Below are 14,024 nucleotides of genomic sequence, written 5' to 3'. Positions count from 1 at the left end.
GTTTAATGCTCGTCGTTGAATTCTAAAGTTGAAGAAACCGAAATGGGTAGCCATCCCCCTGCTTCACAATATGCAGATTGAGCTAACCAAAATCCTTTAGGTGTAAACACGCCTAGCATAACATTATCTGTGCTTAATATTTGAATAGTATGCCGAGTCCAGGGAAATATTTGCGCTTCCTGAATAGCTTTTTTGAGCGGCCAGTGTCCCACCCGTCCATAGAGATGGATTTTTTCACCCCCCTTCCGTTGCCGTAAATACAAGGGTTGTCCTAATAAAGTGGGAGATAATCCTATCTCAGCCCTTTGAATCCTGAATTGACCGGAAGGAAGATGAACCTGATCTTTATTCTGTAAAATGATCTGCTGTTCAGCTACGTTTAGCTGTTGATCAGCCAGATAAACTTCAGCTTTTAGTCGATGCAACTGCTGCTGATAACGCACATAGTAATAGCCCGACCAATGTAGCGCTGCTTGAGCATCTGGTTTCGCTCCAATTACTTCAGCCTGTACACGCTCAACCATGTCCAGAGAGGGACGATATTGTCCCTCACCTTTCATCCAGACCGAGAGTAACTGACGCTGCCGTGCTTTGGATAAACTTGAGAATGAAGATAGATCGAGAATTTCGGCGTTACCACAGAGTTTGAGATCCTGCTCTAATACTTCTTGCAGAATGTTTTGTGCATCCTGCATCAGTTCACTGGTACGAGCCAAGGCAGACTGCATTTTCGGATAGCGATGACTTAAGACTGGCCACAGCACCTGACGTGCCCAGGCACGGTCATAATGAGTATCCTGATTGGTCGGATCTTCAATATTCTGGATATTTAAATCTGCTGCCCATTGGCAAATCTGCTCACGAGAAATATCCAGCAGTGGCCGCCAGATGGTTAAATCTGTCCGTATATCGATCGCTTTCATGGCAGCCAGACCATCAATCCCTGCACCAGAAAGTAAGCGCAACATCAAAGTTTCTGCCTGATCCTGCTGATGGTGAGCCAAGACCAGAATTTCATTGGGCCGAAGATGCCGTAAATAAGCTTGATACCGTGATTGGCGAGCCTGTGATTCCAGATTGCCGCTGGCAACATGGACAGGCTGAATGATGCAAGGAATATTTAGTTGCTGACACTGTTGCTGGACAAAAGCGCCCCATTCATTGCTGATACTTTGTAATTGATGATCAACATAAATCGCGCGGATTTTTTCCGGACACAAAAAAAACATCAGATGTAGCAACAGCATAGAATCTACGCCGCCACTGCATCCGATTAGAAATTTTTTTTCTGCAGAAAATTCCTGCAGTTGCTTTAAGATGCCAGACCTAAATTGTCGCTGCCAAACTTCATTAAACGTTGGTAACGTGCTTCGCATCGTGCTTGTGGTTCCATTGCTTGCAGTTCATTTAAAGCTTCTTTCAGGACTGCTTTCAGTTGGTACATGACCTCGTCCGGATCCAGATGTGCACCTTCACCTTCATCAACAACGTATTCAACAATGCCCATCTTCTGTAATTTTTCAGCAGTCAATGCCAAAGCTTCACTGGCTTGTTCCGCTTTTTCTGCGGTTTTCCACAGAATAGATGCACAACCTTCTGGTGAAATCACTGAATAAATACTGTGAGAAAGCATCACTACACGGTCCGCCACGCCAATCCCGAGCGCACCACCTGAACCGCCTTCACCCAGAACAGTGGCAATTACAGGCACTTTCAGATTAGAAAGTTGTGCCAAACTTGACGCAATCGCTTCAGCCTGACCACGCTCTTCTGCACCTACACCCGGGTATGCACCCATGGTATCAATAAAGGTAAAGACTGGCAGATTAAAACGTTCCGCCATATCCAGCAGACGCTGAGCTTTACGGTAACCTTCCGGGTTACTCATCCCAAAATTATGCTGCAATTTTTCACGGGTACTACGACCACGGTGCTGACCCACGATCATCACCGGTTGTCCATCAAAACGTGCCAGACCACCGATCATTGCGCCATCATCACCATAGAGACGGTCGCCATGTAAAGCATCAAATTCGGTGAATATTTCACCTACGTAGTCCAGAAATTGTGGACGTTCCGGATGACGAGCAATCTGTACTGTCGTCCATGCTTTTGATGGGGTAGCTTTATTTTTCATAGGTCAACCGTTTTCATCCCTATAAAGGTATTAATTAACAAATTGTTCAGATTGAACCGAGAGCTCGATCTCCCAATTTTTAAACTGCACCTGTTCATCATGCAGTTCAGCAATCAGTAATGGCCATTGTTTGGCATCACCAGAAATGCTGAGCTGCCATTGTTGCGCATTCTTGACCTTGAGTTCAATGGCAGGAAGCATCTCATCACTACGACTGTGATTGACCAAAACCGCCAGACGCAACAGCAAACACAGCTGTAAAAGTTTAGTTCCACCGACTTTCATCACATCATGCTTGGCATCAGCGCGCAATTTACGACGATGGTGTGCGACCAAATGTGACAAATAATTCTGATCTACCTGCGAAAAACCGGCAATGTCAGAATGTTGCAATAAATAGGCACCGTGGCGGTGATAACCACTATGACTGATCGCTAAACCAATTTCATGCAAATAAGCGGCGCGACGGAGTAAATCACTGTCTTCACTATACAGGCCGAGATCACCAGCCACATCATCAAACAGTTTTTGCGCAGTCTGCACTACACGTTCGGCCTGTTTGGCATCGGCATTATAACGACCAATTAAGGCATGAACAGAACGATCACGGATATCTTCATGCTTGAAACGACCCAAGAGGTCATACATCACGCCTTCACGCAATGCGCCATCTGAATAGACCAGATGTGGGATATTCAGTACATCAAATACTGCATATAAAATGGCAATTCCTGCAGGTAAAACTGCACGACGGTCATCTTTCAGACCTTCAAACTCCATGTCCGAAACATGCTTATATTTGAATAATTTATCTTTAAGTTTTTCCAGACCTTCACGGGTGAGCTGTTCTTTATCATTGCTCCAGCCCATATTGACACAGATCTGACGACAGGCTTTGATCGTACCACTCGAACCAACGACTGCATCCCAACCGGCAGATTTATAAGTATTGGCAATGCCTGAAATTTCTTTACGTGCCGCAGTCACTGCCTTATCAAATGCTTTATGGGTGATTTCACCATCAGCAAAGAATTTCTTGGTAAAAGTCACACATCCCATCTGCACAGATTCGGTATGAATGGGTTCGAATTCTTCCCCAATAATCAGTTCAGTCGAACCCCCACCGATATCTACCACCAGACGACGGCCAGTATTGGCCATGGTATGTGACACACCGAGATAAATTAGACGCGCTTCTTCGCGACCAGCAATAATTTCAATCGGTTTTGGTAAAATTTCAGCTGCTTTCTGAATAAATTCATGACCATTTTTGGCCTGACGCAAAGCATTCGTTGCCACAATCCGTAAACGGTTCGGTTGTACCGATCCCAAGCGACCGACAAAACGGGCCAGACAAGCCAAACCGCGCTGCTGTGCGGCTTCAGTCAAATTTTTATTTTCATCCAGTCCCGCAGCAAGTTGAACCTTTTCTGACATTGATGCGACTTTTTTCACTTCGCCATGATCCACCCGGGCAATCGCCAAATGAAAACTGTTTGATCCCATATCGATGGCTGCGAGTAATTCTTCATCAATCAAAAAATCAGACATTCTAGAAATAAACCTTTTAAGAATTGTGCTTAGAGTAATTCACAACCATGCAATTTAAAAGCCATTTGTCAGGACAATTTCGCGTAATTATTTTTTTCATTTATAGGACAATTGTATGAGGCGATGGTGACTATCGTGATCATCCATTAGACAAAACAACATTAAAGCTTGAAAATTTACAGATTCCCCTACATTGTTAAAGATGGCTATGTAATACTAATAATTATAGTTATCTTTATAAAATTAATTCTGGAGCACTCCATGTCTGGCAACATCGTAAACACTACTGACGCAAACTTCGAAGCAGACGTTCTTCAATCAGACGTTCCTGTACTGGTTGATTTCTGGGCTGGCTGGTGTGCGCCATGTAAAGCTATTGCCCCTGTACTTGAAGTATTGGCTGATGAATATCAAGGCAAAGTGAAAATTGTCAAAGTTGACGTAACATCTTGCGAACAAACTGCTGTGAATTTCAATATCCGCAACATTCCAGCTTTATTGATGTTTAAAAATGGTGAAGTCGTAGCGACTCAAGTCGGTGCAGCACCAAAATCTAAATTGACTGCATTTATTGATCAAAACATCTAAGCATAAAATGCTATAGTAAAAATACGCGACCAAAGGTTGCGTATTTTTTTCGTCTATAAATTGACAAAAACCTGTTTCTCTCTTATATTTCAACTTCAAGAGATAAAGGATGCTAAATCCTGTCAGTTTCTTACAAGACACATTACATAACATGCCGCTCGGCAATAGAAATTGTTTTCACATTTCTCTTTGAAACAATCAAACAGACCTCTGAATTGTTCTTGTGCAAATTCAATTGCTTTCGTTTGAATGCTTATATGCGGCCGAATGTTACTCCCTTTCTAACCTATACCTTAGAACTTTGATTCTATCTGACCACCTATGAATTTAACCGAACTCAAGAAAAAACCGATTGGCGAACTCATCAAGATTGCCGAGTTTATGGGCCTTGAAGGTATGGCTCGTAACCGTAAGCAAGACATTATTTTTGCCATCTTAAAACGCCATGCGATGAATGGTGAAGAGATTTTTGGTGATGGCGTTCTAGAAATTTTGTCAGATGGTTTTGGCTTCTTACGCTCTGCAGCAGGCTCTTATTTGGCAGGTCCTGACGATATCTATGTCAGCCCATCACAAATTCGCCGCTTTAACCTGCGTACCGGTGACACCATTACGGGAACCATTCGTCCGCCTAAAGAAGGTGAGCGTTATTTTGCTTTGCTGAAAGTCAATCAGATTAACTACGATACCCCGGAAAATTCACGTAACAAGATCTTGTTCGAAAACTTGACTCCATTGTTCCCTACTGAACAATTAGTGATGGAACTTGGTAATGGTACGACTGAAGATTTAACTGCACGTGTCGTCGATCTGGTGGCACCAATTGGTAAAGGTCAACGTTCAATTATCGTTGCACCACCGAAAGCTGGTAAAACCATGCTATTACAGAACATCGCGCAATCGATTGTTCGTAATAACCCTGAATGTTTCCTGATTGTCCTTCTGATTGATGAACGTCCTGAAGAAGTCACCGAAATGGAACGTACCGTTCGCGGTGAAGTGGTCGCTTCTACCTTTGATGAATCACCTGCCCGTCACGTTCAAGTGGCTGAGATGGTGATTGAAAAAGCCAAACGTTTAGTTGAACACAAGAAAGATGTGGTGATTCTGCTGGATTCGATTACCCGTCTGGCACGTGCATATAACACTGTGATTCCTTCATCAGGTAAGGTATTAACTGGTGGTGTAGATGCACATGCACTTGAACGTCCAAAACGTTTCTTCGGTGCGGCACGTAATATCGAAGAAGGCGGTTCTCTTACTATCATTTCTACTGCACTGATTGAAACCGGCAGTAAAATGGATGAAGTCATTTACGAAGAATTCAAAGGTACAGGTAACCAGGAAATCACGCTAGATCGCCGTATTGCGGAAAAACGCGTCTTCCCTGCGATGAATATTAAGAAATCCGGTACGCGTCGTGAAGAACGTTTAATGTCCGAAGACAAACTTCGTAAAGTCTGGATTCTACGTAAACTTCTGCATACCCAAGATGAACTGGTCGCGATGGAATTCTTGCTTGACCGCATGAAAGAAACCAAGACCAATGATGATTTCTTTGATCAAATGAAACGCAAAGCATCGAACTAAAATTATCGGAAAGGTCACCATTCAAGGTGGCCTTTTTTTATGGTTGACGCATGTTACACAATGAAACAATGTAATGAGATATCTGTAAACTTATTTTTAAGTTTTTGATTATTAAAATAAACAAATAAATAACTGTATAATTTTTATAAGCTTAATAAGCCTTTCTCCAATCTATATCTTTCAATTAATTGTTATTTTCTGTTAAAAAACCCTTAATTTTTATCGTTTTTTCGCTGTTTTTGATGCTCCCCTAGTAGCAATTAAAAATGCGCAGTGATAGCATATTTGCAGACCAGTTAGACTGCTCCTGCGTTGTTAGTCCCTAACACTATTAGGAATAATAAAAGCATATTACAGCCTGACTTTGGTTTTTTTTAATCTCAATTTTTTAGAGAGTGATGCCATGTTATTCAAAAAAATCGCTATTGCTGCTGCAGTTGCTACTACTTTAGCTTTCGTTGGTTGTGCTAAAAAAGCTGACGACGCTGCTGCTGACGCTAACCAAGCTGCATCTGAAGCTGTAGAAGCTGCTTCTGAAGCTGAAGCTGCTGCTGACGCTGCTGCTGTAGAAGCTACTTCTGAAGTTGCTGCTTCTGACGCTGCTGCTGTTGCTGAAGCTGACGCTGCTGCTGCTGTTGCTACTGACGCTGCTGCTCAAGCTACTGCTGCTTCTGAAGCTGCTGCTCAATAATCTTTACGATTATTCAGTACAAAAAAAGAGAGCCTTTGGCTCTCTTTTTTTTGTTTAGAAATATAAAAGATTAAAAAAATAAAATTTTTAAATGAAAAAAAGCAGATCAATTGATCTGCTCATTCCCCACACGTTGACGGAACTTCTGCCCCGCGCGGAACGTAACAACACGGCGTGCAGAAATCGGAATCTCTTCACCCGTCTTCGGATTACGGCCTGGACGTTGGCGCTTATCACGTAACTCAAAGTTACCGAAACCCGATAATTTTACTTGTTCGCCCGAGATTAGCGCTTGGCTAATCTCGTCGAAAAACAACTCGACCATTTGTTTAGCTTCACGACGGTTTAAACTCGTGAGCTCACTTAAATGATCAGCCATTTCTGCTTTTGTTAATGCTGTCATGAAGCCCTCAATGTCGCTTGGTAAGTGTTTTCCAACACCTGAAGGATATTATCCATACCTGATTTAATTTCAGCATCTTCCAGTGTACGGCTTGGATGCTGCCAGAGAAGTGCAAATGCCAGTGAGCGTTTCCCTTCTTCTACTCCTTGTCCAGTGTACACATCGAACAACCATGTCGAGCCTAGAAGCTCTCCACCTGTTTTTTCGATAAGTCCCTGAATTTCGCTAACATTAATCTTATCACTAATTAAAAGCGCAATATCACGTCGAACCGATGGAAAACGTGATAATTCTGTAAAATTAGATACATAAGTTTGCAAAACAGCCGATTGATCTAATTCAGCGACCCAAGTCGTCGCCAAATCGAGCTCATCTTCAAGTGATGGATGTAAACGACCTAAGTAACCAATTGACCGACCATCCACTAGAATTTCTGCAGATTGACCAGGATGTAACCAGCTACGTTCAGAACGTACATATTCCACATTCAGACGTGCAGCTGCCAGCATTTCCTCAATGTCACCTTTGAAGTCAAAGAAATCCATTGGCTGCGCTTTACCATGCCAGGTTTCAGGCGTACGTGAACCAGTGGCGATTAAGGCAAAAGTTGGAATCTGTTTCAGATCATGAATTGAAGCCGCATTTTGGTAATCAAAACGCAGACCAAGTTCGAAGAAACGTACACGGTTCTGCTGGCGGTTGACGTTGTACTGTACGCATGGAATCAGGCTAGACAGTAAAGTTGAACGCATCACTGCCAAATCGCTTGAAATTGGGTTCGCCAAAGCCAATGGATTCACCGCTGGATTCAGCTGTTTTTCCAGTTTCAGGTCAGCAAAACTGAAGCTGATCGCTTCCTGATAACCCAAGGTCACGGCTGTTTGACGAAGCTGAGTCAGTTCGAATTGATCTTCATATTTCGCCAACTTCACATCAATGACCGGTAAGCTGATTTGAATATTGTCATAACCGTGAATACGGGCAACTTCTTCAATCAGGTCTTGGTAAATTGCCATATCATAACGGTGTGATGGAGGAACCACTGACCACTGACCTTTAGCTTTTACAGTGACGCTGCAGCCTAAACGCGTTAAAGCATCTGTAATGAAATCTGATTCAACTGTATAACCTAATAGTTGATCGACTTGCGCTTGTTCTAGCTCAATCGCTTCACGCTTTGGTAATAGCTCTGGTTTTTCAGCTACAATGATTGGACCAAACTCACCGCCTGCAAGCTCAGCAATCAACTGAGATGCACGATGCATTGCAATCACAGGCAATTCGAAATCGACACCACGTTCATAACGTTGAGATGCATCAGTATGCAGACCGAAACGACGGGCACGGCCAGCAATATGCAATGGCGCGAAGAATGCTGATTCTAGGAAGATTTCAGTAGTTTCATCAGTTACCGATGAAGACAAGCCCCCCATAATCCCTGCAATCGCTAATGCTTTTTCATCATCTGCGATTACCATCACATCATCTTGCAGTTCAACTTCCTGTTCATTTAATAGAACCAGTTTTTCACCTGCAGTCGCTTGACGTACATGTACTGAACCTTGAACCTTGCCACCATCAAAGGCATGCAGAGGTTGACCCAGTTCCATCAATACATAGTTGGTGATGTCGACCAGAATACTGTGCTGACGGATACCGGCACGTACTAAAGCTCGTTCCATCCACTCAGGGGTTGGTGCTTTGGTATTGACGTTTTTGATCACACGACCGAGGTAACGTGCACAACCTTCAGTTTCAACAACGACTTTCTTCTCATCTGCAAGAGTTGCTGCAACTTCTTTAATTTCAGGTGCAGTGACAGGCAATTGGTTAATTACACCAATTTCACGTGCGATCCCGCGAATGCTGAAACAGTCACCACGGTTCGGGGTGATGCTGATATCAATCACGTTGTCATCAAGGTCTAAATATTCACGAACATTTACACCGACTGGTGCATCTGCAGGAAGCTCTAACAGACCATCAATTTTGTCTTCAAGATCGATTTCTGAAGCGCCACACAGCATACCTTGTGATTCAACACCACGCAGTTTGCCTTTCTTGATTTTAAAATCGCCTGGTAATACTGCACCGATGGTAGCTACGGGTGCTTTCATACCGGCACGTACGTTCGGTGCACCACACACGATTTGCAAAGGCTCACCTGAACCAATGTTCACAGTCGTTACACGTAAGCGATCTGCATCAGGATGCTGTTCGACAGTCAGGACTTCACCCACAACCACACCTGTGAACGGTTTTGCGGCTGGAGACAAATCATCTACTTCCAAGCCCAGCATAGTCAGTTGGTCAGACAGTTTTTCGCTATCGATGGCTGGGTTAACCCATGTGCGCAGCCAATTTTCGCTAATTTTCATACATTCATTTCCTTAATCTCCCCTAGCCCCTCTTTTTCAAAGAGGGGAAATCCCACACCCTATCTTGTTTCGTGTAAGTCCCCCTTTTACAAAGGGGGATTTAGGGGGATTTTTAAATCTAAAAATTAATATGTTTTAGCCACTCAACTTTATAAGAAGAGGCTATCAAATCTCTTAAGCAAACTGGCGTAAGAAACGCACATCGTTTTGATAGAACATACGCAGGTCATTAATGCCATAACGCAACATTGCAAAACGTTCTACACCTAAACCAAATGCAAAGCCTTTGTATTTGTCTGGATCAATACCCGCAGCGCGAAGTACATTTGGATGCACCATACCGCAACCCAAAACTTCTAACCATTTGCCACGCTCATCCATAATGTCCACTTCAGCACTTGGCTCAGTGAACGGGAAATAAGACGGACGGAAACGCACTTTCAAATCTTTTTCGAAGAATTCGTTTAGCAGGTTTACCAATAAACCTTTTAATTCAGCAAAGCTGGTATTTTCAGCAACGTATAAGCCTTCAATCTGGTGGAACATTGGTGAATGCGTCTGGTCAGAATCACAACGATATACACGGCCTGGGCACACGATACGAATTGGTGGCTGCTGGGTTTCCATGGTACGAATCTGTACGCCCGAAGTATGGGTACGTAGCAGATGGTTCACATCAAAGTAGAAAGTGTCGTGCATGGCACGTGCAGGGTGATGGCCTGGAATATTCAATGCTTCGAAGTTGTGATAGTCATCTTCAACTTCTGGACCAGTAGCTACTGTAAACCCTGCTTTGGTAAAGAATTGACAGATACGTTCTTGTACTTGGGTCACTGGGTGGATGCTGCCCACCTGTTGGCCACGACCGGGCAAGGTAATATCAATTGTTTCACTAGCAAGCTTTTGTTCTAGTGCAGCTTTTTGCAGTTCAGCCTGACGTTGTGTCAAAGCACTTGTGATGGCTTCACGAACTGCATGAATTTGTGCCCCAAACGCTTTACGTTGTTCAGGATCCATTTTCCCCAGCGACTTAGATTGTTCCGCGAGCTGGCTTTTTTTCCCCGTAAATTGCACTCGTACTTGATCAAGTGCAGCAAGGTCTTGAGCTGCTGCAATCGCAGCGAGCGCTTCAGTGGTCAGGGCTTCCAGTGACATAGTAACTCTCAAAGCAACAGGTTAGAAATATTTTTAAAAACCCCATATTCTAACAGTTTTTAGGCGAGTTGATGAAGTGCGCTTTTAATGAAAATTAGATTGGCATAGCGAAAAATAAAAAGTATAAAATAAGCAGGATATCAATTAGATCAAATCACTATGGCACTCGATCAAATTTGGAAACAGCAACTGACCCTCGTCACTTATGGCAATGAGTTTTTAACTCAGGATCTCAGTTTCAGCCGCTGGCTGAATCACTCCATTTTTAATCAGCACCATTTAACTTTCCGTGATCTGATTTCCCAGCATTTACTGGCACAGCACTTTCAAATCTGGCTAGAAGGACTGAAAAAACAAGGGGTTCGTCGTATTAGTCTGCATTCTTCACATTTACTGGAAGATGAAAATAACCCTAATGCCAATGTCGAACTGGTTCCTTTGGCTCATGTGATTATCAGTCATCATGCTCAAGGTAAAACCGCCTGGATGATCGGTAAGGAACTGGCTGAATGGTATACCGCTGATAATGATTATGAAGCACCGGAAGCCCAACAGTCGCCTTTACGTCATGAAGTATTCTGGCGTTATGAACTGAATAATAAACTGGCCAAAAGAATTGATGCTGATCTGGTACAACCAAACTGGGATGATATTCATACCTATACCGAACAGGAATTATTTGAACATCATTTAGCTCAAGGATTCACTGAGCCTGCTTATACTGGTTTGCCTTATTACGGTACTACCCCAACGATTCAGTCTCATGCAGAAAATCCGAGTCATCTTGCTTTAATACCAACGGATTATTCATCTGATTATGCTCATCAGACCTTGTACCGTCTGGATGCATTAAGTGATTTTATTCAGACGAAGATTCAACACCCTTATAACGATGATGGTCAGGTACTGAATCCAGAGCAGCAATTAAATCTGCGCCACTTTGCACAAAAAATCAATGAAATCAGTGCCAAGTTCATTGTGAAAGTGGCCAATCATTATAAAACCGCACAACTCACTCCTAAAGTGACGCCTGATCCTTTTGCAGGGATGAATACTGAAGATCGCGCGGTCAAAGTTTCTAAAGCACATAAGCCCCATGACGCAGCTAAATCCAATTCAGGCAATGTGATTACCCTGATTATTATTACGGTGATTATCTGTTTGATTGGATATTATTTTGGGCTTTAAAGACTGATTTGAACGTCAAAAAATAAAAAAGACAGAGATAAAAAAAGACCGCTAAAAGCGGTCTTTTTTCTAAGTCATAAAGACTTATGCAGCCAACGCATCTTTAGCTTTAGAAGCTAGAGCTGCAAACGCAACTGCGTCATGCATAGCGATGTCAGCAAGTACGCGACGGTCGATGATAACCTGAGCTTTTTTCAAGCCAGCGATCATACGGCTGTACGATAAACCGTTTTGACGTGCACCAGCGTTGATACGCGCAATCCATAGAGCACGGAATTGACGTTTCTTCTGACGACGGTCACGGTAAGCGTATTGACCAGCTTTGATTACCGCTTGGAACGCTACGCGGTAAACGCGTGAACGAGCACCATAGTAACCTTTAGCGCGAGCAAGAATTTTTTTGTGACGGCGATGAGCCTGTACACCACGTTTTACACGAGCCATTTATAATCTCCTTAGATGTACGGGCACATACGACGAACTGAAGCAACGTCACTTACGTGAACCATTACACAGCCGCGCAATTGACGAATACGCTTAGCAGATTTTTTGGTCAAAATGTGGCGTTTGAACGCTTGTTTACGCTTAAAACCGTTAGCAGTCGCTTTGAAGCGTTTAGCTGCACCACGGCGAGTTTTCATCTTAGGCATAACAACCTCTTTTGAACACCTGTTCGGCACGTCTGCACCATTGCAAGAACGCCCTGCAGGTAAGGGAGCCGATATTCTAATGCATCTTTGCTTAAAACAAAAGCACTAGTCTTTTTTTCTTGATGAATCTGCAAACTTAGCATTTTTTACAATAAGAATTGAATGATGAATTTATATACTGCTTGCGATATCACTTTATAATTTGTCAATTTTTTCAGTTACAGCTCTTTATGCACATTCAGTCCGATGCGTTTGCCGCACTCCGTTACCGAGACTTTTCTATTGTCACCTTAAATCAGTTTTGTTTGACTTTAGCCATTCTGATTCAGGAAATTATTGTTGCCTATTCACTGTATCAGATTACCAAAGACCCGCTGACCTTAGGACTGATTGGTCTGGCAGAAGCGATTCCATTTATTTCCCTTTCCTTATGGGGTGGATATGTCGCGGATCGTTTTAATAAACAGACTATTATGAAAATCTGTTTATTTTTTGCCATTCCGATGCCTCTCATTCTCTGGTCACTGTTTCATTATCACGGCTTGGGAAACCTCAGCACCAGTCAATTATCTTGGGGAATTTATGCCGTCATTTTCTGTCTGGGTACCATTCGTGGCTTTTATAATCCTTCAGCAACTTCACTGAAACCCTTTCTGATTCCACGTGCACTCTATGCCAATGGTGCAACTTGGACCACAATTGGCTGGCAAAGTGGTGTAATTATCGGGCCGATGCTCGGTGGTTTTATGCTGGCATTTTTAGGTCGGGAAACCAGTCTTCTAACTGTCACAGTACTAGTCAGCATCTGTTTTGTTCTGATTAACTTATTGCAAAAGCGCGATTTTCCTAAAATTGAAACTGAAAATGTCCTGCATAGTCTGGGTGATGGTTTCCGTTTTATCTGGAACAGCAAAATTGTACTGTGGTCAATTTCCCTAGATCTGGTTTCGGTATTGTTTGGTGGGGTGATTGCCCTCTTACCGATTTTTGCAGAGGATATTCTAAAAGTTGGTCCTGAAGGTTTGGGTTATTTACGGGCTGCTCCTTCAATTGGCGCACTGATAACCATGATTGCCCTGACCCGTTTTCCGCCTACGCAACATGCTTGGCGTAATATGCTGCTTGCAGTCGCAGGTTTCGGTGTCTTTACCTTGCTATTCGCTTTTTCCAACTCAATGTGGCTATCTCTGTTTGCTCTTGCCATGACCGGCGCCTGTGACAGTATTTCTGTAGTGATTCGCCAAACGATTTTACAGATTTATCCACCCGATAATATGCGTGGCCGGGTTGCTGCAGTAAACGGCATGTTTGTCTCATCCAGCAATGAACTGGGTGCTTTTGAGTCTGGTCTGGCTGCGAGATATATGGGCACGATTATGGCTACAGTGTTTGGTGGCAGCATGACCCTACTGGTAGTTGCCATCAGCTGGGCGAGAACCAAGGATCTGTTTGGAGTTGATATTACCAAAGGAAATGAAAAATAATTTTTAGTTCTGATGTGCAAAGGTTTTTCAATCAAGAAAATTCTGCGCACTAATGATGAATATAAATAAAAAGAGGCTTTATGCCATTGCTGTCCCACAATTTTTCACAAGAGGAAGCTCAAATGAGCTTCCTCTTGTTTTATGGGTATTTTATCGGGTGAAAATAAAGCTTTTAAAGTTCTTCTTTCAAACAAATTCACTTGAATTAT

13 protein-coding genes are annotated in these 14,024 nt (G+C 43.0%); 5 read left to right on the top strand and 8 right to left on the bottom strand.

Features of this window, described 5'->3' with window-relative positions:
• Window positions 1-2: 2 nt before the first annotated feature.
• The 3 genes from tilS to ppx are packed head-to-tail and all read right to left on the bottom strand — an operon-like array spanning window position 3 to window position 3,688.
• Complete coding sequence (tilS, locus tag FTV14_RS12950; protein ID WP_179992968.1) at window positions 3-1,376, bottom strand: tRNA lysidine(34) synthetase TilS; 1,374 nt, start codon at window positions 1,374-1,376, stop codon at window positions 3-5.
• Window positions 1,313-2,137 (bottom strand): acetyl-CoA carboxylase carboxyltransferase subunit alpha, encoded by an 825-nt coding sequence (locus tag FTV14_RS12945; protein ID WP_004783557.1) that lies wholly within the window; start codon window positions 2,135-2,137, stop codon window positions 1,313-1,315. Before FTV14_RS12945 ends, tilS begins: the two co-directional genes overlap by 64 nt.
• A gap of 30 nt (window positions 2,138-2,167) precedes the next feature.
• The gene (gene ppx, locus FTV14_RS12940; RefSeq protein WP_179992969.1) at window positions 2,168-3,688 is read right to left on the bottom strand and encodes an exopolyphosphatase; all 1,521 of its coding nucleotides are present in this window, start codon (window positions 3,686-3,688) and stop codon (window positions 2,168-2,170) included.
• Window positions 3,689-3,949: 261 nt separating this feature from the next.
• On the opposite strand from ppx, the gene trxA reads away from it, so the two are divergent.
• The 3 genes from trxA to FTV14_RS12925 all read left to right on the top strand — a co-directional run bounded on the left by trxA (window position 3,950) and on the right by FTV14_RS12925 (window position 6,557).
• Window positions 3,950-4,276, top strand: a complete 327-nt coding sequence (gene trxA, locus FTV14_RS12935; RefSeq protein ID WP_005233946.1) for a thioredoxin — start codon at window positions 3,950-3,952, stop codon at window positions 4,274-4,276.
• Between the two features lie 321 nt (window positions 4,277-4,597).
• The gene (rho, locus tag FTV14_RS12930; RefSeq protein ID WP_004783562.1) at window positions 4,598-5,866 is read left to right on the top strand and encodes a transcription termination factor Rho; all 1,269 of its coding nucleotides are present in this window, start codon (window positions 4,598-4,600) and stop codon (window positions 5,864-5,866) included.
• Between the two features lie 403 nt (window positions 5,867-6,269).
• Window positions 6,270-6,557 carry a hypothetical protein gene (locus tag FTV14_RS12925; RefSeq protein ID WP_179992970.1) on the top strand — a complete coding sequence of 96 codons (288 nt, stop codon included), beginning with the start codon at window positions 6,270-6,272 and terminating at the stop codon, window positions 6,555-6,557.
• A 106-nt stretch (window positions 6,558-6,663) separates the two neighbouring features.
• On the opposite strand, the gene FTV14_RS12920 is transcribed toward FTV14_RS12925, so the two are convergent.
• The 3 genes from FTV14_RS12920 to pheS form a co-directional block, all read right to left on the bottom strand.
• Window positions 6,664-6,960 carry an integration host factor subunit alpha gene (locus FTV14_RS12920; protein WP_004783565.1) on the bottom strand — a complete coding sequence of 99 codons (297 nt, stop codon included), beginning with the start codon at window positions 6,958-6,960 and terminating at the stop codon, window positions 6,664-6,666.
• Entirely contained in the window at window positions 6,957-9,338 is a 2,382-nt protein-coding gene (pheT, locus tag FTV14_RS12915; RefSeq protein WP_180054004.1) for a phenylalanine--tRNA ligase subunit beta, read from the bottom strand. The genes FTV14_RS12920 and pheT overlap by 4 nt, the downstream gene beginning before the upstream one ends.
• A 174-nt stretch (window positions 9,339-9,512) precedes the next feature.
• Window positions 9,513-10,493, bottom strand: a complete 981-nt coding sequence (pheS, locus tag FTV14_RS12910) for a phenylalanine--tRNA ligase subunit alpha (RefSeq protein WP_034703065.1) — start codon at window positions 10,491-10,493, stop codon at window positions 9,513-9,515.
• 159 nt (window positions 10,494-10,652) lie between these two features.
• On the opposite strand from pheS, the gene FTV14_RS12905 reads away from it, so the two are divergent.
• Window positions 10,653-11,681 (top strand): hypothetical protein, encoded by a 1,029-nt coding sequence (locus tag FTV14_RS12905; RefSeq protein WP_180054003.1) that lies wholly within the window; start codon window positions 10,653-10,655, stop codon window positions 11,679-11,681.
• A gap of 84 nt (window positions 11,682-11,765) precedes the next feature.
• Here FTV14_RS12905 and rplT read toward each other — a convergent pair whose 3' ends face one another.
• Together rplT and rpmI are read right to left on the bottom strand one after the other, a co-directional pair.
• A complete protein-coding gene (gene rplT, locus FTV14_RS12900) occupies window positions 11,766-12,125 on the bottom strand; it encodes a 50S ribosomal protein L20 (RefSeq protein ID WP_004647525.1) in 360 nt (119 codons plus the stop codon).
• A gap of 11 nt (window positions 12,126-12,136) precedes the next feature.
• Entirely contained in the window at window positions 12,137-12,331 is a 195-nt protein-coding gene (gene rpmI / locus FTV14_RS12895; protein ID WP_004278281.1) for a 50S ribosomal protein L35, read from the bottom strand.
• Window positions 12,332-12,561: 230 nt separating this feature from the next.
• On the opposite strand from rpmI, the gene FTV14_RS12890 reads away from it, so the two are divergent.
• Window positions 12,562-13,815 carry an MFS transporter gene (locus FTV14_RS12890; RefSeq protein WP_180054002.1) on the top strand — a complete coding sequence of 418 codons (1,254 nt, stop codon included), beginning with the start codon at window positions 12,562-12,564 and terminating at the stop codon, window positions 13,813-13,815.
• Window positions 13,816-14,024 lie beyond the last annotated feature (209 nt).

This window comes from Acinetobacter sp. YH12236 (genome assembly GCF_013417645.1).
In the GTDB taxonomy this organism is placed as follows: Bacteria; Pseudomonadota; Gammaproteobacteria; order Pseudomonadales; family Moraxellaceae; genus Acinetobacter.
Note: the sequence above shows the minus strand (reverse complement) of the source record. Positions and strands in the feature narration are given on the sequence as shown.

What these genes read in the sequence shown, in the direction of transcription:
- FTV14_RS12945 (WP_004783557.1), bottom strand. Translation starts at nt 2,137, where the DNA reads ATGAAAAATAAAGCTACCCCATCAAAAGCATGGACGACAGTACAGATT.
- pheS (WP_034703065.1), bottom strand. Translation starts at nt 10,493, where the DNA reads ATGTCACTGGAAGCCCTGACCACTGAAGCGCTCGCTGCGATTGCAGCA.
- FTV14_RS12890 (WP_180054002.1), top strand. Translation starts at nt 12,562, where the DNA reads ATGCACATTCAGTCCGATGCGTTTGCCGCACTCCGTTACCGAGACTTT.
- trxA (WP_005233946.1), top strand. Translation starts at nt 3,950, where the DNA reads ATGTCTGGCAACATCGTAAACACTACTGACGCAAACTTCGAAGCAGAC.
- ppx (WP_179992969.1), bottom strand. Translation starts at nt 3,688, where the DNA reads ATGTCTGATTTTTTGATTGATGAAGAATTACTCGCAGCCATCGATATG.
- FTV14_RS12905 (WP_180054003.1), top strand. Translation starts at nt 10,653, where the DNA reads ATGGCACTCGATCAAATTTGGAAACAGCAACTGACCCTCGTCACTTAT.
- rho (WP_004783562.1), top strand. Translation starts at nt 4,598, where the DNA reads ATGAATTTAACCGAACTCAAGAAAAAACCGATTGGCGAACTCATCAAG.
- FTV14_RS12925 (WP_179992970.1), top strand. Translation starts at nt 6,270, where the DNA reads ATGTTATTCAAAAAAATCGCTATTGCTGCTGCAGTTGCTACTACTTTA.
- rpmI (WP_004278281.1), bottom strand. Translation starts at nt 12,331, where the DNA reads ATGCCTAAGATGAAAACTCGCCGTGGTGCAGCTAAACGCTTCAAAGCG.
- FTV14_RS12920 (WP_004783565.1), bottom strand. Translation starts at nt 6,960, where the DNA reads ATGACAGCATTAACAAAAGCAGAAATGGCTGATCATTTAAGTGAGCTC.
- tilS (WP_179992968.1), bottom strand. Translation starts at nt 1,376, where the DNA reads ATGCGAAGCACGTTACCAACGTTTAATGAAGTTTGGCAGCGACAATTT.
- pheT (WP_180054004.1), bottom strand. Translation starts at nt 9,338, where the DNA reads ATGAAAATTAGCGAAAATTGGCTGCGCACATGGGTTAACCCAGCCATC.
- rplT (WP_004647525.1), bottom strand. Translation starts at nt 12,125, where the DNA reads ATGGCTCGTGTAAAACGTGGTGTACAGGCTCATCGCCGTCACAAAAAA.